Annotated in this window: 20 protein-coding genes; 9 read left to right on the plus strand and 11 right to left on the minus strand. The window is 59.2% G+C overall.

Annotation, left to right across the window (positions count from 1 at the left end):
* Positions 1 to 184 precede the first annotated feature (184 nt).
* The 8 genes from ACU0AG_RS06495 to ACU0AG_RS06530 form a co-directional block, all read right to left on the minus strand.
* Complete coding sequence (locus ACU0AG_RS06495; protein WP_482781450.1) at positions 185 to 574, minus strand: type II toxin-antitoxin system VapC family toxin; 390 nt, start codon at positions 572 to 574, stop codon at positions 185 to 187.
* Complete coding sequence (locus tag ACU0AG_RS06500) at positions 571 to 816, minus strand: AbrB/MazE/SpoVT family DNA-binding domain-containing protein (RefSeq protein ID WP_101794840.1); 246 nt, start codon at positions 814 to 816, stop codon at positions 571 to 573. The genes ACU0AG_RS06495 and ACU0AG_RS06500 overlap by 4 nt, the downstream gene beginning before the upstream one ends.
* Positions 817 to 1,234: 418 nt before the next feature.
* Positions 1,235 to 2,728: a hypothetical protein gene (locus ACU0AG_RS06505; protein WP_482781451.1), complete on the minus strand. Its 1,494-nt coding sequence runs from the start codon at positions 2,726 to 2,728 to the stop codon at positions 1,235 to 1,237.
* 57 nt (positions 2,729 to 2,785) lie between these two features.
* Positions 2,786 to 3,661, minus strand: coding sequence for a hypothetical protein (locus ACU0AG_RS06510; RefSeq protein ID WP_482781452.1), 876 nt, complete (start codon positions 3,659 to 3,661; stop codon positions 2,786 to 2,788).
* On the minus strand, positions 3,658 to 4,356 hold the full coding sequence (locus ACU0AG_RS06515) for a hypothetical protein (RefSeq protein ID WP_482781453.1): 699 nt from the start codon (positions 4,354 to 4,356) through the stop codon (positions 3,658 to 3,660). The genes ACU0AG_RS06510 and ACU0AG_RS06515 overlap by 4 nt, the downstream gene beginning before the upstream one ends.
* A 32-nt stretch (positions 4,357 to 4,388) precedes the next feature.
* Positions 4,389 to 5,315, minus strand: coding sequence for a hypothetical protein (locus tag ACU0AG_RS06520; protein ID WP_482781454.1), 927 nt, complete (start codon positions 5,313 to 5,315; stop codon positions 4,389 to 4,391).
* Positions 5,315 to 6,106, minus strand: a complete 792-nt coding sequence (locus tag ACU0AG_RS06525; RefSeq protein WP_482781455.1) for a S1 domain-containing protein — start codon at positions 6,104 to 6,106, stop codon at positions 5,315 to 5,317. The genes ACU0AG_RS06520 and ACU0AG_RS06525 overlap by 1 nt, the downstream gene beginning before the upstream one ends.
* A complete protein-coding gene (locus ACU0AG_RS06530; protein ID WP_482781456.1) occupies positions 6,090 to 6,476 on the minus strand; it encodes a hypothetical protein in 387 nt (128 codons plus the stop codon). Before ACU0AG_RS06530 ends, ACU0AG_RS06525 begins: the two co-directional genes overlap by 17 nt.
* 116 nt (positions 6,477 to 6,592) lie before the next feature.
* Here ACU0AG_RS06530 and ACU0AG_RS06535 point away from each other — a divergent pair, with 116 nt between their 5' ends.
* Both ACU0AG_RS06535 and ACU0AG_RS06540 read left to right on the plus strand, forming a co-directional pair.
* The gene (locus ACU0AG_RS06535) at positions 6,593 to 9,319 is read left to right on the plus strand and encodes a protein kinase domain-containing protein (RefSeq protein ID WP_482781457.1); all 2,727 of its coding nucleotides are present in this window, start codon (positions 6,593 to 6,595) and stop codon (positions 9,317 to 9,319) included.
* A gap of 329 nt (positions 9,320 to 9,648) precedes the next feature.
* Positions 9,649 to 9,819 carry a hypothetical protein gene (locus ACU0AG_RS06540; RefSeq protein ID WP_482781458.1) on the plus strand — a complete coding sequence of 57 codons (171 nt, stop codon included), beginning with the start codon at positions 9,649 to 9,651 and terminating at the stop codon, positions 9,817 to 9,819.
* Positions 9,820 to 9,856: 37 nt separating this feature from the next.
* Here ACU0AG_RS06540 and ACU0AG_RS06545 read toward each other — a convergent pair whose 3' ends face one another.
* Together ACU0AG_RS06545 and ACU0AG_RS06550 are read right to left on the minus strand one after the other, a co-directional pair.
* Positions 9,857 to 10,246 (minus strand): type II toxin-antitoxin system VapC family toxin, encoded by a 390-nt coding sequence (locus ACU0AG_RS06545; protein ID WP_482781459.1) that lies wholly within the window; start codon positions 10,244 to 10,246, stop codon positions 9,857 to 9,859.
* Positions 10,239 to 10,487: an AbrB/MazE/SpoVT family DNA-binding domain-containing protein gene (locus ACU0AG_RS06550; RefSeq protein WP_482781460.1), complete on the minus strand. Its 249-nt coding sequence runs from the start codon at positions 10,485 to 10,487 to the stop codon at positions 10,239 to 10,241. Before ACU0AG_RS06550 ends, ACU0AG_RS06545 begins: the two co-directional genes overlap by 8 nt.
* 232 nt (positions 10,488 to 10,719) lie before the next feature.
* Here ACU0AG_RS06550 and ACU0AG_RS06555 point away from each other — a divergent pair, with 232 nt between their 5' ends.
* The 7 genes from ACU0AG_RS06555 to ACU0AG_RS06585 all read left to right on the plus strand — a co-directional run bounded on the left by ACU0AG_RS06555 (position 10,720) and on the right by ACU0AG_RS06585 (position 19,138).
* A complete protein-coding gene (locus tag ACU0AG_RS06555) occupies positions 10,720 to 11,307 on the plus strand; it encodes a recombinase family protein (RefSeq protein ID WP_482781461.1) in 588 nt (195 codons plus the stop codon).
* A gap of 617 nt (positions 11,308 to 11,924) precedes the next feature.
* The gene (locus ACU0AG_RS06560) at positions 11,925 to 13,073 is read left to right on the plus strand and encodes a DNA cytosine methyltransferase (protein WP_482781462.1); all 1,149 of its coding nucleotides are present in this window, start codon (positions 11,925 to 11,927) and stop codon (positions 13,071 to 13,073) included.
* Positions 13,070 to 13,921 (plus strand): hypothetical protein, encoded by an 852-nt coding sequence (locus ACU0AG_RS06565; RefSeq protein WP_482781463.1) that lies wholly within the window; start codon positions 13,070 to 13,072, stop codon positions 13,919 to 13,921. Before ACU0AG_RS06560 ends, ACU0AG_RS06565 begins: the two co-directional genes overlap by 4 nt.
* Before the next feature lie 241 nt (positions 13,922 to 14,162).
* Positions 14,163 to 15,026: a hypothetical protein gene (locus tag ACU0AG_RS06570; protein WP_482781464.1), complete on the plus strand. Its 864-nt coding sequence runs from the start codon at positions 14,163 to 14,165 to the stop codon at positions 15,024 to 15,026.
* Between the two features lies 1 nt (position 15,027).
* The gene (locus tag ACU0AG_RS06575) at positions 15,028 to 16,347 is read left to right on the plus strand and encodes a ParB N-terminal domain-containing protein (protein WP_482781465.1); all 1,320 of its coding nucleotides are present in this window, start codon (positions 15,028 to 15,030) and stop codon (positions 16,345 to 16,347) included.
* Positions 16,344 to 18,221, plus strand: coding sequence for a DEAD/DEAH box helicase (locus tag ACU0AG_RS06580; protein WP_482781466.1), 1,878 nt, complete (start codon positions 16,344 to 16,346; stop codon positions 18,219 to 18,221). Before ACU0AG_RS06575 ends, ACU0AG_RS06580 begins: the two co-directional genes overlap by 4 nt.
* 5 nt (positions 18,222 to 18,226) lie before the next feature.
* A complete protein-coding gene (locus tag ACU0AG_RS06585) occupies positions 18,227 to 19,138 on the plus strand; it encodes a protein NO VEIN domain-containing protein (protein ID WP_482781467.1) in 912 nt (303 codons plus the stop codon).
* A gap of 67 nt (positions 19,139 to 19,205) precedes the next feature.
* Here ACU0AG_RS06585 and ACU0AG_RS06590 read toward each other — a convergent pair whose 3' ends face one another.
* The gene (locus ACU0AG_RS06590) at positions 19,206 to 19,988 is read right to left on the minus strand and encodes a BrxR family transcriptional regulator (RefSeq protein ID WP_482781468.1); all 783 of its coding nucleotides are present in this window, start codon (positions 19,986 to 19,988) and stop codon (positions 19,206 to 19,208) included.
* Positions 19,989 to 20,037 lie beyond the last annotated feature (49 nt).

Genomic DNA, 20,037 nt, shown 5'->3' on the forward strand with positions numbered 1-20,037 from the left:
TTATGTCCGCTCCCAGGAAATCGCAGGTCGCAACCGAACGACCGGCTTGGGGTCGTTTCCTGAATATCGCGTTTCGGCGGGATATGCGTCGAATCTGCCAGGCAGTTTTATGGGGGCGCAAGTCCCAGAGGATCGCCCAAGGGTCGGATCGGCCGACGACCGCCCTTCCCTCGCCGGCTGAGCATCATCGAATAGCAACGACCTTGGTTTTGACGGCATCGGCGATCGCCTTCCAGCTCTGATCACTGGTCCATGCCGGTAGACCGTCACGCTGCGCTAGCGCAAGACAGAAGCGGTCGCCGAGCGATAGCCCGTGATCGGCAGTGACCGCCCGCAATCGCCCGGCCATTTGCGCCAAGGCCTTGTCGGTCGGCACAATCGTCATTGGCAGTGGGTTGAGCATCGCGTCGACCTCACGCTCGGGCATGCCAAGATGGATGAAGTGGGTGACCACCTCGGCGTAGTTGATCGTGCAGATCCGGGCGTCTGCTATCGCGGCGGCGACCTTGTCGGCGCCCTTCTCCCCTTTCAGCATGGCAATGAGGGCGGACGCGTCCAGTACGATCTCGCTCACTCTCCGCTGTCCTCGCGGCGCTTGGCCAGGAACGCCTCGACCGACGCTTCTGGGTTTCCTTCAGTGTACTGCTTCGCCAAAGCCTGAGCGCGGGCCACTGCCTGAGCGGCTGTTCGCAGAACCAGACCGTCCGGCGTCTCATCCAGATAGACCGCGCCGCCGCCGACGAGCCCGAGCCGCTTGCGGATGTCCGCCGGGAGGCTCATCCGACCATTGGGGGTGATGTTGACCTGAACTGTCATGCGGGCTCCGACTCCTGCTGAATTGGTCGAGGGCAACACTCTAGCCGGAGAGCCCCTGAAATTCAACAAAATGCAAACTTAGGCACAAGTGAGCAAATTAGCCACATGGGCGCCTGCATGGCATAGCTACGTCAATGCGTCTCAACGAGCGGTTGCCGCATCAGAAGCACCCCTCTGCAACAGTAATGGAGCTTTGCCGATGGTTGCCCGAAAAGGATCGCTCAACGGACACTTTTTGAGACCGATAGCGCGTTCCTGATGCAGAGATCAAAGGCTGCCCGGCATGGCGCTCGAAACGCAATTAATTGCCGAACGGGAATGGCCAGATCTGGGACTTTCCTGCCACTTCGGATCGCGTGGCAAAAAGGCAGCTTTTGATCAATTGCGACGGAAGGTGTTTGCTCGATTGTCCCCGCCCTCACCTCGCTGCCTCGTACCAGCGCGACTTGGCGGGCAGTTGGGCTGCAGTACAAAGCTGGTGCTTCTCGCTTGCTCCCCAGGACGTGCCGACCACGCCAACAAACGTGAACGATTGCGGACCTGTGATGAGGTATTCGTTGATGGAGACGCCCGGGCTCCATCGGCCATCTTCATCGCGGTTGCGATAGGAAATGCGGAAGCGGTCTCTGCCGGCCATCTCCCATGCAACAGCCTGGCTTGTGTGCTCGTGCTTCGGGTCAGTGAAGTCAGTTTCCTCCCAGAAGCGCGTACCATCGAAGTACCAGGGCGTGATCACAGGATTGGCGCAAGTCGAGAATGTACCCTCGACATAGGCATAGTAGCCCACCGCCAGCGGGATGCGTGCTGCGGTTGCAGCGCTGGCAGGCGTTCCGGCGGATAGGTCAGATGGCTTCAGAGCCGTTCCCGCCGCCGCAATCGTTGGATTCGGCCGGTTGGCAGCGGGACATTGTGTCTGCAGCGATCGCAACGCCTTTGTGGATCCCGCGAGCGAGAAGTAGGCCAGTTCCTGCCATTCCGCCCCGCCATCAATGCTGACGAGGAGAGTGAGTCCGTCATCGCGACCCCCGAGCAGGGCTTCCAGTTCCGGCGCGAGGGGTCCGCTCCAGTCAGTTTTCCCTGGCACCTTCGCCAATGGCTGGTCGGCAACGGTTCCGTCCATCGAACCTTCGAACCACAGCATCATGGGCTGACCGGCGGGCGGGAAAGGCTTCGTGGTCTGTGTAGGCGTAACGGTCAGATCAATCCCCCCGCCCGGCCGGCACGTCAGGCTCAGTCTTCCCAGTTCGGGGTGATCGCGGACTTCGGCCACGGCGCTGCTCGCGCGGCCACTGAACGCCCATTTCGCCTCGTGATCGCGGAACGCCTCGGCCGGAGGCAGTGCGGCCTGGCGTCGCTGGTCGGCCTCGTAGTCGGCATCAGTCCAGCGGTAGCGCTTGACGAGCGCCCATTTCTTGCCATTCCACACCAAGGTTTCGATACAGACCTCTGCGCCCGACCCGCCGCAGGCGGTTCCATGTACCGACGTCTCGATCCCCTTGCGCCCGCCGCCAAGATCAACAGGCGTCAAATCGCGCAGGATGCCTTCGAAGATCGGTGCAAGGCCCTTCCGACCCGAGCCCAGAATGGTGATCTGGCATCCCGCCGTGCCGCAAAACCCCGAACCGGTGTCCGGAACGTTCCCTGCATCCATCTGGGCCTGGGAGACCTTGCAGGCGAACGCGCTGTGCTCGACGACCCAGTCGGGCTTCCCGTCGCCCGTCACCTCGATCTGACGCGCGAAGCTCGCGCGATCGGGCACGAACTTGCCGCCTGCCTGCTGGCATTGCGATTTGTACCCGTCAAAGACAGCCTGAACCTCTTTCGGCCAGGGCGCGGCAGCAGTCGAACTCTGGGCGAGCACGCTGAGAGGCAGTGTGAAAGGCAATATGGCCATTGCAGTGTGACGGATCATCGGACGCTGTTCCTTGACTGGCGGCAGAAGGCTGTCGTGCGGAGCCGGTGCGGCTGCTCAGAAATCCGGACGGTTGCTGCGTGAACGCTGCGCATCGGCCTTGCCGCGCTCCTCACTGACGAGACGTGTGGTGTGGAACAGGGCATCGTGTCCCGCCCTGAAATCGACGATCCGGATGTATAGCCGGTGCAGCTTTCCCCGGGTTTGCGACAGCTCCGCCTCCATCATCAGCGCGCAGTTTCCCTTTCGCGCCAGCAGGAAAGGTTCAGGGTTGATCGCGGCGGCATTGCCGCTTCCGCCGCCCGTCCCCTTGCCTGGCGGGACGGCAGCCTTGGCGAAGGCCACCTGGCAGTTGTCACGGGTTTCAAGCAGCCCCCTGGACCAGCGCGACCGCGAGACATCAGGATATCGATAGAGGCCGCCATTGCTGTCCCAGACCCACACCATCGACAGGCTGGAGCCGCGATTGGAAGGATCGGTCAGGTTTCCGCTCTCATAGGTCGAGGGACCATATCGGGTCCGGATTTCGGCGAGAATGTCGGACGCTAGTGGAGCGGCGGCACTCGGCTGGAACCAGTCGCCAAATCTCTGTTCGAGACCTGCTGCCCATATCCGTGCCTCGTTCGGCGGCGCGGTCATATGGAAGTTGAAGCTCTCCTCCTTGCCAGGCTGATCGCGCCAGCCATGAAGTGCACTGACAAAGCGTGTTCCGGGCAAGTTCTCGATCGTGATCGGGGCTTCGCAGAACCGGCCATTGTCACAATAGTCGGGACGCGTTTGCCGCGAATATCCCCGCGCCGCCAGGATCGATTCTGCCGAAGCAAGGTCCGCTCCCATCGGAATCCCGAGCAGCTCGATCTTCCTGTCGCCCGGGGCCGTGCCGCTCAGCGCGGCAGCGCCAATGAGCAGCGCCGCAAGCCTCAGCCTCATCATGGCGACACCGTAAAGGTTTCACGCGCGGCGCGGCTGTATTCCGGCGGTTCGAGATCGAAGCTGACGATCTCTGCTTCGATCGCGCCGCCATTCCCGCTCGGCCGGGCCGCGACCAGACGGGCGCGGATGATGAGGCTGGCGCTGCTCCACCAGCTGTCAGCGCGAAGCGCGTCGGCGCGATCGGGCGTCATCTTCCACACCCGTGCAGCACCGGCGTTGCGGAACGTCAGGCTGACCGGCGTGGTGTTCTCGCCGACGGGAAAATAGGCATCGGGGGCGAAGGCGCCAAACGGGATCCCGCCAAGGCCGGCATCATATTCGCCCGGATCGGCCCCGGTGCGCAGTGTGATGCAGCGGGTATCCTTCATGGCTGTCCATTGTGCATCGACCTGGGCATTGGCGCGCTTCCACGCCTCTTCCGCGCCGAGCGAACGGTCGATCGACACGAGTGCTTCGTCGGCCCATTGTTCGCGCGGCGGGGCAAGACCAGTCATACCGTAATAGACCACCGCCCAGTCGCGCTGAGTCAGATTGTCGGAAAACCGATCGCAGTTCACGGGTGCCGGCGCCGGTGCAGCCGAAGCGCTCGCCGCAGTGTCAGCCGTGGATGCTCCACTTCCGTCTTCAGTGGCGGTGCCTTCGGTAACCGGGGCGCTGTTGTTACAGGCTGCGAGCATGAGCGAGCCAGCGGTCATGGCCAGCCATCGCGTCCGTATCATGCCGGGCGTCATAGTTCAGCCCCCTTGTTGGCATTTGCCTGTCCGGCCTGCCCCGCACGCAAGGCGTCGCGTTCGGCAGGGAAGCGATTGACCTCGTAGTCGTAGTAGGCTGCAGCATCGATCATCGCGACCTGCACCGATTGGGCGAGTTGCGGATTGTCGTAGGCGGTATCGACCTGGGCCACGATCGTGAGGCCGCAATCCGGGCGCCAGTTCATCTGCGTGCCATAGATGGCGATACCATTGCTGCACTGCCGCAGCTTTTCGCGGTCGAACTCGGGCAGGCGTTTGCCGTCAGGCCCATACAGCCAGAACAGCTCGCCGCGATCCCCGGAGAGGCTGGGCTTGCCATACTTGCCTTCGAGCGCGGCAACCTGCGATGCGATCGTCGGCTGTTCGCCTTGTGCAAAGGGCTGGACGAGCCACAAGGCATAGACCTTTTCCTGCCCGGGCATGCCGTCTGCGTAAAGGCTCCACTGCGCATCAACGGTTTCGAGTTTCGTACGGGGATCGTAGTTGAGCACATCGGTCGCACCCCAGCGCGGCTTGTGCGTACCGGTGGCAATGCGAACGAAGCTGCGGATCTTCAGCCCGGCCTGATCGCGGCGCAGGGTGGGACCGTCCCCTTCCAGCATGACGCTGTCCGCCTGCTCGCCCTTGGGACATTGGGCAAAACGGATCGCGGTTTCGAGCGGGACCCCCAGCCGCAATCCCCGCAGGTCGTCAACCGGCCTTCCATCGGGACGGGGCGGGATGGCGACACTGTCGCAGTCGACCTCAATCTTCTTGCCGTAATAGGTCATTGCCCCATTCGGACCCTCGTCGGCGGCGAGATCGCGCTCCGGCGGCGGCGCGGCGGGATCGGAACTCGCGCTGTTGCAGGCTGCAAGCACACCAAGTATAGCGGCAGAAAGCAGGTGTCTGCGAACCATCATCATTCTCCTTTCGCGAACGGATTGCGGACTTTGCCGAGGCCTGCGGCAATCAGCGCCCCGCCGAGAAGGAAGAGCAGCCATACGCCGAAGCCGAGGCTGATGCCGGCGGCGAGTTGTTCGCGCAGGAAATCAGGCGCCATCGACAGGATCGCCGATCGCAGTCCTACCACCAGCAGTGCCGCGAGGATCGCCGCAGCGCCGGCTGCCAGCATCGGCAGCTTCTCACTTTTGCCCCGCCATGCGGCACTGATCAGCCACAATGCCGCAAGCGGTGCTGCAAAGCGCAGGAAGAGCAGCGCCTCCATCGTCCCCATGCCTGATGTATCGGCGCCCATCATCCCGCCTGCGGCCGACGCCATCGAAAGCTGATCGACGATTTGTCCAAGCCCGAGCAGCGTGGCGCTTTGAACGGGTGACGACAGCGCGGTCATGAAGCAGGCAAGCAGCACCCCCAGTGCCAGCGGCGTTGCCAGCGAGCTGGTGAACAAGGCGACAACCCTGGTTCCTTCCGGGCTCGCCGTGATGCCGGAAAGGTCGACCTTGATACTGTCCAGCGCGACGCCACCGACCGGATAGATGTCCCTGGCGGTGCCGCTCTCGCTTTCGAAGTCGACCGCCATGCCCGCCGCGGGTGGCTTTTCACCGCGCCAGTCCTCGGTCAGGAACCGGTGCCGCGAACCATCTTCGGCAGTGATCGCACCGGATCCCTCGCTCTGGTTGAAACCCAGTATCTTGCCTTTCATCGTGTGGTTCCCCCTGATTATATTGCTCCGTTCAGATCTGACCGCCACACAGCTGGCGGGTCTGCGCGTTCATGGTCTGCATCCGCTCCCTGAATTCCTGGCGGATCGATCGCACCGCCTGCGGATCTGCCGGGTCCACCCCGGCGGAGCGCAGCAGTGCTCCGTTCACCGCTTCACGGTCTTCGGGGCGAGGCTTGAGCTCCCATCGAAGCGCGGGGAATGCGGTCTTGAGGTGATCAGGAAGTCCGTCATCGAGGGTTTTGGCAATGCACGAGCAGTCGCCGTTCTGACCGCTCGACAGGCATTCGCCCTCGATCATCGCCGCGAACTCGGACTGGCCGCACGCGGCAAGCGCAAAGCTGGTCACGCCCAGTCCGATCGCAGCCAGATGCCTTCGCCCAACTTGTGCCATGGCCATTCTCCTTCGCCTCGCGACTGATTTACCTCGGAAACTGGGTACGCATGCCGGGCGAGTGGGTCTTGAAGGGCATCTCAAGAATTTCTAAAGTCCGGCCAGACACAGGGGGGAGGCGCATGGCAGCAAGCCGTTCTGCATCACGGCGCCGTCGGCGACTTTGGAAGTTTTCCGGTGCCGAGTTCGACGAGGCCGGCTGGGAGCTGCGGGTCGAGGGGCGGCCGGTAACGCTCGAGAGCAAACCGCTCGAAGTCCTGCACGAGCTGTTGCTGCGCGCAGGCGAGGTCGTGACCAAGGACGAGATCCTCGATGCGGTTTGGCCCGAAGTTACGGTTGTCGAGGGGTCGCTTCCGACAGCAATCTCCAAACTCCGCAAGGCATTCGGGGAGCGCGAGGACAGCATAATCGAGACAGTGCCGCGCGTGGGCTATCGCCTGATCGCGAAGGTTGAGGTTGATACCATCGATGCTCCGTTGCTGCCGCGCTTTAACTTCGCGCCGGGCGATGCGGTGCCGGGACGGCGGCAATGGCGCCTCATGCGCGCGCTGGGTGATAGCGGCGGCGAGGATGTGTGGCTCGCTGGCCACGACAAGACCCGCGAGCAGCGGGTGTTCAAGTTCGCCGATGCGCCCGACCGACTGCGCGCGCTAAAGCGAGAGGCGGCGCTGTCGCGTGTCGTCTTTGCTGGCCTTGGCCCTGCCGCGCCGCTTCCTGCGCTGCTCGAATGGAATTTCGAAACCTCACCCTATTTCCTCGAATATGCCCATGGGGGACGCGATCTTCTGCAATGGGCACACGATGCCGGTGGGCTGCCCGCCATTGCCCTTGATCGACGCCTCGCCGTGGCGACACGGATCGCGCGCGCGCTGGCGGCGGTGCATGCCCTGGGGGTGCTGCACAAGGATCTCAAACCCGCCAATATCCTGATCGATGCCGGGGAGACCGGCATGATCGTCAGGCTGGCCGATTTCGGTAGCGGGCGACTGCTCGACGGGGCGCTACTCGACCAGTTCGGGATCACCAATCCGGGGCTTCTGGAGGTCGGTCTCGACACGGACAACGTGCGTTCGGGTACTCTGGCCTATCGTGCGCCCGAGCTTGTCGGCGATGCGACGCCGACAATCCGCAGCGATATCTATGCGCTGGGCCTGATCCTCTATCAGATGGTGGTGGGCGACTTCGATCGAGCGCTGGCACCGGGCTGGGAGGCTGACGTGGCCGATCCGCTTCTGCGCGCGGATATCGCTGGGGCGGCGAGGGGCGATCCCCAGCTGCGTTTCGCGAGCGCGGATGAACTGGCGTTACGGCTGGAACGATTGGCTGAGCGCCGTGAAGAGGCCACTGCCTTAGAGCGTCAGGCTGCTCAATTTGCCGCTCAGCAGGAAGCGGAGGCGCGAAGACTGCAACGCCGGCCCTGGGTGCAGGCGGCCGTAGGCAGTCTGGCCATGGGCCTGATCGCAAGCAGTGCATTCGGCGCCTATGCCTGGTCCCAGCGCAATCAGGCTATCGCCGCCCGTAGCCTGGCGGACACCAGCTACAGTTTTGTGGCCGAAGATGTTCTGGGCAGTGTCGATCCTGCGCGCGCTGGCGGTGCCGGTGAGACAGTCGTCGAGGCAATCAGCCGTGCCAGTGCGAATATCGACCGACGCTATGCTGACAAGCCCGGGGTTGCGGCACGTCTGCACCTGGCGCTTGCGCGCGCCTTCTACGGCAGGGCAGATTTCGACAACGCACGTGCCGAGTTTGCGAGGAGCGAGGCGTTATTCGCGCGGGCGAAAGAGACCGAAAGCGAGGATGCAGCGCTCGGGCGGCTGGCACTGATCCATATGAACAGCGTTTCGGGTCAGCCTGACCGGCTTGAAGAAGCGGGGCGCTTGTTGCAGTCCGAACGAAAGCGCCTCGGCAAACAAAGTGAGAGCGGAAGGATCGGGTTTGCCTTCGCCCAGGCTGAGGGCGCCTATGGTTACATGGCCGATCTTGCACTGGCCGAGCGGGCGTTCCGGCGCGCTGTTGCCATTGCAGGGAGCGATCCGGATGCGGCGTCGCCCACGCAGGCGCTGAAGATTAAGTCATCGCTCGCGCTGACCCTGATGCGTCTCGGCCGCGCACAGGATGCAGAACCGGTTGCGCGGGCCGCCATAAAGGAATCGATCAATGTGCGCGGCGCTGACCACCCGGATACGCTGGTAACGCGCCAGCACTGGCTCAACGCTCTTTCCATGCTCGGTAAGCATGACGTTGTGCTCAGGGACAGTGCGCCTCTGCTGGCGGCGATGGAGCAACGTCTCGGGCCGCAACACCGATTCACTCTGGCCCTGCGGTCGACCCGGTTCGAAAGCATGGCAGCCCTCGGCCGCTATGACGAAGCGGCCTACGAGGCCGAACGCGTGTGGCAAGGGGCGGCAGCTTCAGCCGGCCCTGCATCGCATCAGGCTCTTGTAGGGCAGATCGATTATGCCTCGACCGGCTGCCTGACCCCTCGGCGTGCTGAGGGCCTGAAAGTCGCGCGTAATGCACTGGAAACGGCGCGAGAGGCTTTCGGAGCTGACTATCCGCTGACGCATGTCATCGGTTACTTCACCTCTGAGTGCCTTATTGCCAATCGAAGCTTTGCCGAAGCGGGCCAGTTGCTGGAAGGGCTCGACCGGCAAAAAATCTTCGAAATGACAGGCCAGACCGATTTGGGAGGAAAGGTCGATCTGGCTTTGGCAGAAGTCGCGCTTGCCCAAGGCGACCGTCAGTCGGCTCTTCGGAATTACCAGTCTGCGACCTCGGCGCTCAAGGAAACCGAGGACACCGCAACGCGCAGTCGCCTTGAGGAGCTTGGCCGACGTCTCGGCACCTGAATGCCCGATCGGGCGTCGCGGTCATTTCCAGCAGACAGCTTGCACCAGATCACGGACGATCTTCACACATTGCCTCGCTGATCAGCGCGGGCGCTATTTACCCCGCCATTCTGTGCGTGGCCGAAAAGCCCCGCCTCCCGTAGCACCTATGTCAACTTCCCACCGAGCTGCCTTGTTCAACGGGATGCTCGAGTCCGAAACCGTGCAAGGCGGCTTGTGGCGGAAGCACGTGTTCTCGTAGTCGGGATGATCGTGTGTGGCTCCGCAGCCGCCGGCGGTCAGCGATGGGGCGCGGGAGCTTGCCAGCACCCTGCGCCAAGCAACGAGCCGTGCTCAGCGTTCTTGGCGACGACGTTGCTCAGATGAAGGCAAAATTTACCGCTAGTGTCATTCCCCGTCTGGTGTTGGACTGCATCGTCGAGGTGCGGTCGGCGGCGGGTTCGGGGCTCGATCCCGAAAGCGGCACGGCAGCTTCTGGCGGGACCAGCCTTTCAGTCTAAGCTCTCTGAATGACCGAGTATGGGTCGGAAGCAGAACTTAGCGAAGAACTTCGACGGCGATATCAACGTCGAGTTTGCCCCATGCCCGATCGGTTGTCACTGCAACTGCATTGCACGACTCGGCTGCGCTAAGGCAGGCTCGATCCCCCAAGGACAATCCTACACTTCGCGTCGCAGCACGCAGCAGTCCGGCATGCACTGCCTGACTCTGATCGAACGCGAGCACATCGAAATTCAGCTCTACAAGACTGGACGTTATAACCTCATCGGGCACACCGCCTTCTTGTAGTTTGGCAACAACCTCAGAAAGGTTGACGGCGCTGATGTGGCTGGCATCAAGTCGCTCTCGAACCTGATCGCCGCCGTTCTCACCGAGCAACATCGCGAGCACGGCTGACGCATCGAGCATATAGCGCTTATCACTCATTTTCTGCGGCAGCCCGGCGCTCAGCTATCAATTCGTCAGACAAGCTCCGACCTGGCTCCACAAACTTGCGCAACTTCGCCTGAATCCGGGTCACAGCATCGCGATAGGGCCGCACGTGAATTTCGCCATCGACCACTTCGAGCAGCACGGTGTCGCCATCGGATAGAGAGAGCGCACGCCGGATCTCGACCGGCAATTGCAGCCTTCCTCCCGAAACAAGTTTTCCCCGCTGCACGTTCATAAGGCACCTCGCTGTATGATCGTTTGGCCATTACACTTTATGGTTTTCTGTATCAAGCACAGGTCAAGACATTTGAAATTAGCAAGGCTCGTGCGACCGCATCGGATCGCTCACCGGACACTTCCTAGGGCATAGAGGTCAGACCCCCCTGCCCTCCGCAAATCCAGCTTGCCCGCCCTCTCGTTAAGGTGGTACGCTTTATTTTCTCACATAGGGGCCTCATCCGTTACAAATGACCAACACACTCATCGGATATGCCCGCTGCTCGACCGACAAGCAGGACCTCACCGCCCAGCGCCGGGCGCTGATCGAACTCGGCGTCCCCGAGGACCGCATCTACACCGACCACGGCCTGACCGGCCGCAACCGCGATCGCCCCGGCCTCGCCCAGGCACTGGCAGCAGTGCGAGCCGGCGAAACGCTGGTCGTGCCAAAGCTGGATCGGCTCGCGCGCTCGGTGCCGGACGCGCGTGCGATTGCTGATGAGCTGGAGAAGCGCGGCGTCAGCCTCGCGCTGGGCAAGCAGGTCTACGACCCCAACGACCCAATGGGCCGGATGTTCTTCAACATCCTCGCCACTTTCGCTGAGTTCGAGAGCGACCTCATTCGGCTGCGGACTCGCGAGGGCATGAAGATAGCCCGCGATAAGGGCAAGCTCCGCGGCAAGCCGCCCAAGCTGTCTGACCTCCAGCAGCGCGAACTGCTCAAGATGCACGCCACCGGCGAATACTCGATCAGCGACCTCGGCAAGCTGTTCAAGGTCTCTCGGCCGACCGTGTATCGGACGATCCGGCGGGGGGAGGAGGCAATCGCAGCGTGAGCCATCGCGCCACAGAATATGCCAGCATCATGGGACTCATACTCTACTTGTGTCTCATGACCAGTTAAGCGATGTGACTGTTCATCTCCACCAGGTTCTCTCTTGCCAGTCGTTTGGGACAATCATGGCCAGGAGATCGCCAGTCGAATGGCTTAGGAATGTGCGCCTTTACGTCGGAAGCCCACTGAGATGCGGTTGTGCAATGCTGCACTTATGATCCAAGGAATAGAGGTCGAGGCCCATTTTGCGGAATTTGCCCCGTTAATTCATCCTGAGCTGCGAGGTTTGGTTCTATCTAATTGTTCAGAGGGCTAAAAAAATTCAGCTATCCGGTGATCGATGGACTTGACAGACGTAGAACGAAGTAAGAACAAAAGGGGTGGACAGTGCCCGAATTTGGCGCCATAGTGGCGCCATGAGAAACCACAATCCCTCTAATGTGACTGACCTTGACCGCATAAATTTGCGCCTGTCGGGAGAAACCTTTCAAGCGATAGACGCAGCCCGGAGCTCGCGTCCGGGCAGAGTATCTCGCAACACTTGGATTGCGGAAGCCATCGAGGAAAAATTGGCTCGTGAGAGTGCGGTCGAAGCTCGTCGGTGCGGGAATACTACCCATGCCTAGCTTCTATGAATTCTTCGCCGGCGGTGGGATGGCGCGAGCGGGGCTTGGTCACGAGTGGACCTGCCTATTCGCAAACGACTTCGATCATAAAAAAGGCATGACTTACCAAGCAAATTGGGGAACGGGTGGCGAACTAAAGGTTGGTGATGTGAAGGCGGTTTCGGCTCGCGATCTTCCCGGCACAGCGGATCTCGCTTGGGGTTCATTCCCTTGCCAAGACCTGTCGCTGGCAGGAGGAGGTGCCGGCCTTCAGGGCGAGCGATCTGGCACGTTTTATCCTTTCTGGGACGTGATGACGGGGTTGATTGCTGATGCGCGCGCACCCCGAATAATCGCCTTGGAGAACGTGTGTGGAACTCTGACCTCGCATGGAGGAAAGGATTTTCAAGCCATCTGCAAGTCCTTCGCACTCGCTGGCTATCGATACGGCGCGCTGGTTCTGAACGCAGCCATGTTCGTTCCTCAATCCAGACCCAGACTCTTTGTGATTGGCGTTCGAGAGGATCTGCACATTGATCCTGCACTGTTGGCACCTGGACCCATCGAGCCTTTCCATACGCGCGGGCTGTGCAATGCTGCGGAAAATATATCGGGTGCAGCAAAAGAGACTTGGCTGTGGTGGAATGTGCCCACGCCACCCCACCGAAATTCTACGTTCGCGGACTTGATCGAAGAGAATCCCTTAAGCGTCCGATGGCACACTCCGGCGGAAACCAGCCAACTGCTCAGCATGATGTCTCCCATAAATCTTGCGAAGGTAACGGCAGCGAAAAGGGCGAAGCGGCGAATGGTTGGCGGTGTCTACAAGCGCACGCGTTTTGATGAGAAAGGCAACAAAGTTCAGCGCGCAGAAGTCCGATTTGACGACGTGGCCGGCTGCCTTCGGACTCCTACCGGCGGTTCCAGCCGGCAGACAATCCTAGTGATCGATGGCGCGAACGTACGATCTCGTCTCATTTCTTCTCGCGAGACTGCTCGTCTCATGGGTTTGCCAGACGAATATAAGTTGCCACGAAATTACAATGAAGCCTATCACCTTACGGGGGATGGCGTTGCGGTGCCGGTTGTTCGGCATTTGGCGACGCATCTTCTTGAGCCATTGCTAGCAAATGCTGCGGCTCAGGATCGGGAGGCGGCTTGAGCATCATTCCATGCGAACAGAATCAAGGATTGCGCGATCAGATCGAGCGATTTGCTGAGACGCTCAAAACAGAAGCGCACCTGCTTGGCGACCACGGCTTGGAAGAAATGGAGTTTTATAACTCCGGCTTATTCCGAGGCGCAGTGGAGAGAGTCCGAGGTCAGTTTTCGGCCACAATGCGCGGAAAACGAGAGTTCGTTCAACACGCCTTGAACCATCTCCAGGATGGCGGTTTCATTGCAGATTGGGACCTGACGAGCGATGCCAGCCGTAACGATTATAGCGTGCGACTGAATAGTGGTCGTATGGCGATTATCGACCTGAAGGGCTGTCTGGACGGTAACAACACCAATATCTTCGAGCGTCCCGCCAACGCGAATGAGTTTATTATTTGGAGTCTGTGCACCAATCCGGGTGCCGATCCGAGGCGGAACGCGTGGTCCGGAATTCACACCAGGCTTAGCGCTGAGATGATCTCGCGTAACCAACGCGTGGACGGAGTGATATTGTGGGATATGGTTTGCGGCACGATCGGTCGACCTTGCCCAAAGCTCAATGATCCAAGCCGCCTGACCGACTTAGGCCCCTTTCGGACTCCACCCGCATGCATATACATACTTCCGGCCGCAATTCCCTCGCTTGCCCGTCCTCACGCCGGTGCTCAATCGTTGGTCGACGTTGAGTTCCTAGCCGCTTTTCATGGTTGCTTTGGAGGGCATGACCATGAACTGAACTTCGTCGATTTTGACGTCGCACATCAAGGAACTGATATGCTACGCAAGACGACCGTGAGGCGCGCAGGGATCGTGCAGCAGACCTCAGACATGACGGCCATCCGACGCGTCTGATCATTCGAAGCGATGCCTTGCCAAAAGCTCTCCCCGACCATTCATCTTGAATTTCGCAAAACATCGGCGCGAGCGTCCGCATACCTAACCATCGCGCGGACGAAGTGAGGATGCTGACTGGGCGATAGAGCAAAAACGGGGCTCCTCACGAAGCGTCTTTGCCGTTTTTCCAAGCATTTGTGGATCGTTCCTGCTATGTCCCTATTGCCTCAATCCGGGCCGCCGATCATCTTCACACTCATTGGCAAACGAATACCTTGGGGGAACTATGGCTGCTGAAGAGGCTTTACCTTGCCGTCATCGCGGAGCACCGCCCGAAGAGGTTATCGCCCGCGTAGCCGAGATCATCCGCGCAGTGGGCCAAGATAGTGATTACCTATACAAGCAAGGTGTTTCTGCCGAAGAGTTCGATCTTGCTCTTCCCGCTGCGATCGAGAAAATTCGTGGCAGCCGATCCGCTAGCAACAATGGCAGGAAAGATTTTCTACTCGGCATTTTCCGCCACATGCAAGTCTGGGGAGCAATCGATTCCTTCCAGGTCCCAAAATATGGCGACGACACGGTGTACAGGTTACGTGTGCCGTGCGTCGGGGACGTTGCAATCATCCAAAAAGGATGCCCAGATGGGAAACATAGCAGCGTGGCCTGGGAGGTCCCTGATTGGGCCGTTGAGGCTTACCTCTGGTGGGTCTGTCCGAGTACAAAAAAAGAACCTGGGTGGCACGTATCAGCTGGCGTTAAGAGGTTGCGTAGAGAATTTTTCTCTAAGAGGCCTGACAATTTGGACGGGATCATCTTTCACAGCGACCTGTGTGGGAGCGACTTGCGCCCTTGCCCCAAGAAGCAGCGGGCCATGCAGATCGAGGGCGAGGACGTCCCTCCCCCTTGCATCTGGGTCATGCCGCAACGTCTGACGTCGCCCGACCTAAATTGGTCTGGAGAAAGTACACGACTCTTCCCTTCTGTTCTTTTGTCTGCCTTTGGCGTGCGATCTGAAGAAGCACCGCTTTTTACAGGTCACGTGGGATTCCGCACAGGATCGCGCGACGGCACAAAAATCACGTCGCGATTTGGCGCTGGCCGCTCGACTTCATCAAGGAGCTAATATGTTAAATCCTGCAATGGACCAGGATCGGGTGCATCATTTGGTGATGCGGCAGGGCACGAGCCCCAAGAAAGCTGTTCTCCCGGCTTGGCCTCGGCCGGAAAAGGAGCTTCCGGTGGTGGCGCTTGAAGTTGAGTGGGTTCGCTTTTCCACATTGAATCATCGTACCAAGTCAGAGCAGATGCGCATCATCACGCAGCGCGGCATTCCGGATCTCTTCACCGCCGACCCACTGGGTGCGCAAGCACAGGCTGAGCAGTTTGGTATCCTCAAAGGACAAGAGGGCTTCGAGGCGATCAAGGAGGACTTGCTTGAGCGGGGCCAACAAGAACCAGCGGTGGTGACCGCCGAGGGGGTTCTGATCAATGGCAATCGACGTTCCGCGGCGCTTCGCAGCCTATATCTTGACGATGGGTTCAAGAGCGGCCGCTATGTGAACTGCCTTGTCCTTCCGGTCGACGCGACGGCTGCGGAGTTAGTCGATCTTGAGACTGAGCTCCAAATCGCCCGGGAGTTCAAGGAGGAATACACTTGGGTAAATGAAGCCCTCCTGATTGAAGAGCTCTTCAATCGCGAAGGGAAGGACTGGAAAAAAGTAGCTTCGCGGATGCATAAGCCGATAGGCGACGTTCGGACTCAGTTTGAGAAGCTACAACAGCTTCACCAGCTGGTCGAACTATCTAACGGTACTCGCCACCACGCGGACTTCGTAGACAATGAGTCGGCATTCACCGAACTATCTGCCTACGTCCGCAACAAATCGGGCGAGGAGGCCGCATCGGTCCGTTCATCCTATTTTCTAGGGATTTTGACCGGGGTTAACTACCGGGATCTTCGGAAGCTCCGGCGTTCTGACGCCAGCTGCCTCGTCCGAACGGAGATTGCCAGCAATGTCGCCTTGGCACCTCTTTTGGGTCAACAAACGCCGGAGGAGAGTGACGGGTTAGATATTCTTGATGACGTCCTCGGCGAGAAAGAGCCATCCGCTAATGGAGACTTGAACGGGATTTTGTCATTTTTCGCTCGCCAAGGCGGAAAATCCGAGGCGGAACTTAATGGCAGCAAGGTGTCGCTGCCCGAGTTGATGTCATCGGTTGGAAGCGCGATAGATGTCGCCGCAGATGAAGCAAGCGCTCAACAGCAGGACGGCAAAGCGGTGACTGCACCAGTCGGTTTCATAACCGAAGCTATTATTAAATTGGCGAAAGCAGCCAAGGCGTTGCCGAAGGCACGGTCACTTGAAGGTTGGAAAGAAGAGGAATACAAGACGAAGATTGCTGAACTGAAGGAGGCATTCGCAGCCCTGGGCGTGGAAGCGTGATCTCCATCGAGCTATATCGGCAAGGTCGTCCCACGGTTATTGCTGAGAAATCAGACGATGCGAAAATTGGAGCATGGGCTCGCCTTCAAGAGGCGCTCGCACGCGGGGTCATTTCGGGTTCAGTTAGGCAAACAGTCGTTCACGCGGACACCTTTTTTGCGGAGCTCGATGTCCTTCGCGAATTGCGATCGGTTTTCGCCGAACCTCTTCAACTAGGACCAACACTTCGAACGCAACTCGAAGCGATGGCCGCTGACCGTAAAGCGCGAGAAGCCGCGGTCATCGGCACTAGTGAACCTGTCGATATGGCTGAATTGGAAGCCGAACTTTTAGAGGCTGGCTTTAAACGGAAGCTAAAGAACTTCCAACTCGACAATTTGGCTCAGGTTCTTCGACTTCCTCACGCCGCAGATTTTTCAGTGCCTGGTGCGGGAAAGACTACCCTCGCGCTAGCCGCCCATGCAATCCGAAAACACCGCAAACAGGTCACCCGATTGATGGTGATCGCGCCGATCGCGGCATTCGAGGCGTGGAAAGAAGAGGCAGTCGCTTGCTTTATAAATCCTTTGAAGGTGGTCTTTTACAGCGGCCCATCCACTTTCATCTCAAGCGACACCGACATTCTCGTCTCGACTTACAACCGCGTTGCCAATGATTACGACAGAATTCGCGAGTTCGTCGGATCAGCGGAAACTCAGGTCATTCTCGACGAAGCCCATCGAGTCAAACGAGGCTCGGATGGGGTGCATGGACGTGCTGTGCTGGACTTGGCTTATGTAGCACGACGCCGCGACGTTCTGACAGGGACCCCGGCACCTCAGGGTGCCTACGACTTAGTCGCTTTGATGAAATTTCTCTATCCAGGACAAGATCGGCAAGTTTTGCCTAATGCCGCTTACAATGAGCGTTTGGGTAGAGACGCGGACGTCCTGGCTCAAACGCAAATGGCGATAGCTCGCTACTTCGTGCGAACGCCCAAATCAGTCCTCGATTTACCCGACACGTGCTTCAACGTCATTCGTCGCCCCATGTCGCCAATCCAAGCGGCTATCTACGAAGCGCTGCTCGGACAATATCGTCGCGGATTTACCTTAACGGATCGAAGCCGCCACGAACTAGAAAGGCTTGGCAAGATCGTCATGTATCTTCTCGAAGCGGCGACAAATCCAATGCTGCTCACTTCGGGTTCTGACGAAGGGGATGATCCAGGGTTCACGCATCCGCCTTTAGAGGTGAGCGGAAATGAAAGTGTGCCGGAATTGCTGGCTCGCTACGGATCTTTCGAGACGCCTTGGAAATACCAAGAGTTGGACAGGATCGTAACCGATGCAGCGTCTAGAGGAGAGAAGGTGCTGGTCTGGACCAACTTCGTTCGCAATATCCGTTTGCTCTCGAAGCAACTAGCGAGGTTCAATCCCGCCGCTGTCCACGGCGGGGTGCAACCTGAAGCGTCTGCCGCGCCGGGCACCATAACGCGCGAACAAGAGTTCAATCGCTTCAGGTACGATGACAACTGCACGGTACTCTTAGCAAACCCAGCCGCGTGTGGCGAAGGCGTAAGCCTTCATCACTGGTGCCACCATGCTGTCTACCTCGATAGATCGTTCAACGCCGGTCATTTTCTTCAGAGCCAAGACCGGATCCACCGTCTTGGTCTAGCTAAAGATGTGCTGACCCGTTTCACAATTCTGATCAGTGAGGGGACGATCGACGATGCTGTCGATGGCAGGTTGTTCGACAAGGTAGGTGCGCTCTCCGTCCTCATGAACGATCCCGGATTGGTTCAAATTGCTTTGCCTGCGTCTGACGAAGGTGAAGATGGAAACCCAGTCTTTGACGATGATGTGTCAGCCGTATTGGCTCACATCGGGTAAGCAATATGCGCGAGATTCCCAGCCATGGACGATGTCACGCGGCGTTCTTGCTCGCTTTCAGCGCATCGCTAAAAAATTTTCGAGAATTGAGGGATTGGATCGACGCATCGTCGAGCCGAGCCTCATTTTTGGCGTCAGCAGGGGATATCGCGGGCACTGCCGATATGCTCTTGCGAGCCGGCCTTGCGACGGCGGGGGAGCAAATCTCGTTAGATTCGCAATTAGCGAAGTTGTCGCACCGAGCCGACCGCGCATCCTTGGTAGCCATAGCGAGGCTTTTCCTCCTTCATTTTCCACCCAGTTGGATTCCCGCCGTAGTTGTGGCGGGCAACGTGGAAACTAGCTTAATCCCGTCGGAGGATTATGTGCGGCTGAATTGGCTTGGTGAAGACCTTATTCCCCTGATTTATGAGGTAAACCGCGCGCTGACACGGCAATCTGACCAAACTCTGCGTCAAGAGATTGGCCGTGCCGGGGAACTCGTCGTTATGTCGTCCTTACGTCGGGCCGGTTACGAACCCGTTCATGTTGCTCTACTTTCTGATTCATACGGATATGACATCGACTACGCTTACGAGGGCTCAACAACGCGATTGGAAGTTAAGTCCGCCGTAGAACGGACCTCAAACCGACTGATTATCTCACGGAATGAGTTCGATAAAGCATTATTGTACGGCCGTTCGTGGCGAGTAATTCAGGTTATCTTTACAACACAAGTCATATTAAATAAGCGTGTCAGAGCCCTTGATGTATTGAAGATCCGTGAACTTCAGGGTGATCGACTGCATAGGTTAGCTCCCACCGCGTCTCCAAACTTTAACTGGATCGAAGCCGCAGAATTCACTCCGCATTCAACCGATTGGGTTTGCTCAGATCTCGAGGTCAATCCTGACTTTGACCTGTCGTTTGCTGTTTAGTAGCTTGCCCTCCAGCTCGTCCTCTGGCCGTAGCGAGCGTTGGCCGCATTACTACGCTCCCCGACCGCTAGGGAGCCTGACACCGTTCTAGTCGCGCCCCAGGCTGGTTAAGCCCCCAGCGCCGCTCGACATAGAATTCGAGCGACCTGCGGACCTCGAAGCGCAGAACTTCCTGGGTGAACCCATATTCTAGCCGGACGGCGGCCTGCTGTTCTTCCGTCAGACTGCTCAGCGGCCGAAGCCGGATCTCGACGAACTCCTCCCAGGCATCATCGCGCGGAAGCTCTTCGCCGACCGGAGCCACGGCAAAGGTGCTGTCAGGCAACACCCGCACCGGCACGAAGTCGCGCCATGCCTGGCGATGGAAGCTCCACGCCCGAACATGCAGCCGCTCACCGTCGGAAGCAAAATGCGCAGGTGCGATCCATTGGTTTTGGCGCAGCCCACTCGACATCGAAACATAGCCGATCTCGATCTTCTGCCGCTGCTCGATCGCCTGCCAAAGGCGCCGCACTACGAATGGCGGGCACAGCCGCGAGGGCGAAGGAAGAACAGAAAGGCCGCTCGATGTGGGATGGCCGACAAACTCATTCGGCGAACCTGCATCCTCGACAAAAGGCAGGCCGCGATGGTGCGGGTCTGCAACATAACACTTCCGGACCGTGTCATAGCGAGGCTTCGGCTCTGCAACCCGCTCGAGATATTCCCTCAGATCGATTGCCGCTTGCGGAGACGAGATCCCGAAACGCTCAATCAGGTCCTTGCGATTCACCTGTCCGCGCCAAGTCAGGCACCGGTCGAGATAGACCAGGCGAGCAAGCATTGCTGGCTTGAGTGCAGGATCGTCCATGTCCGAACCCTACTTGACGCACCATCATACGTCTATATAAAATTTATAT

The sequence above is a fragment of the Erythrobacter sp. RANMB8 genome, from assembly GCF_056848235.1.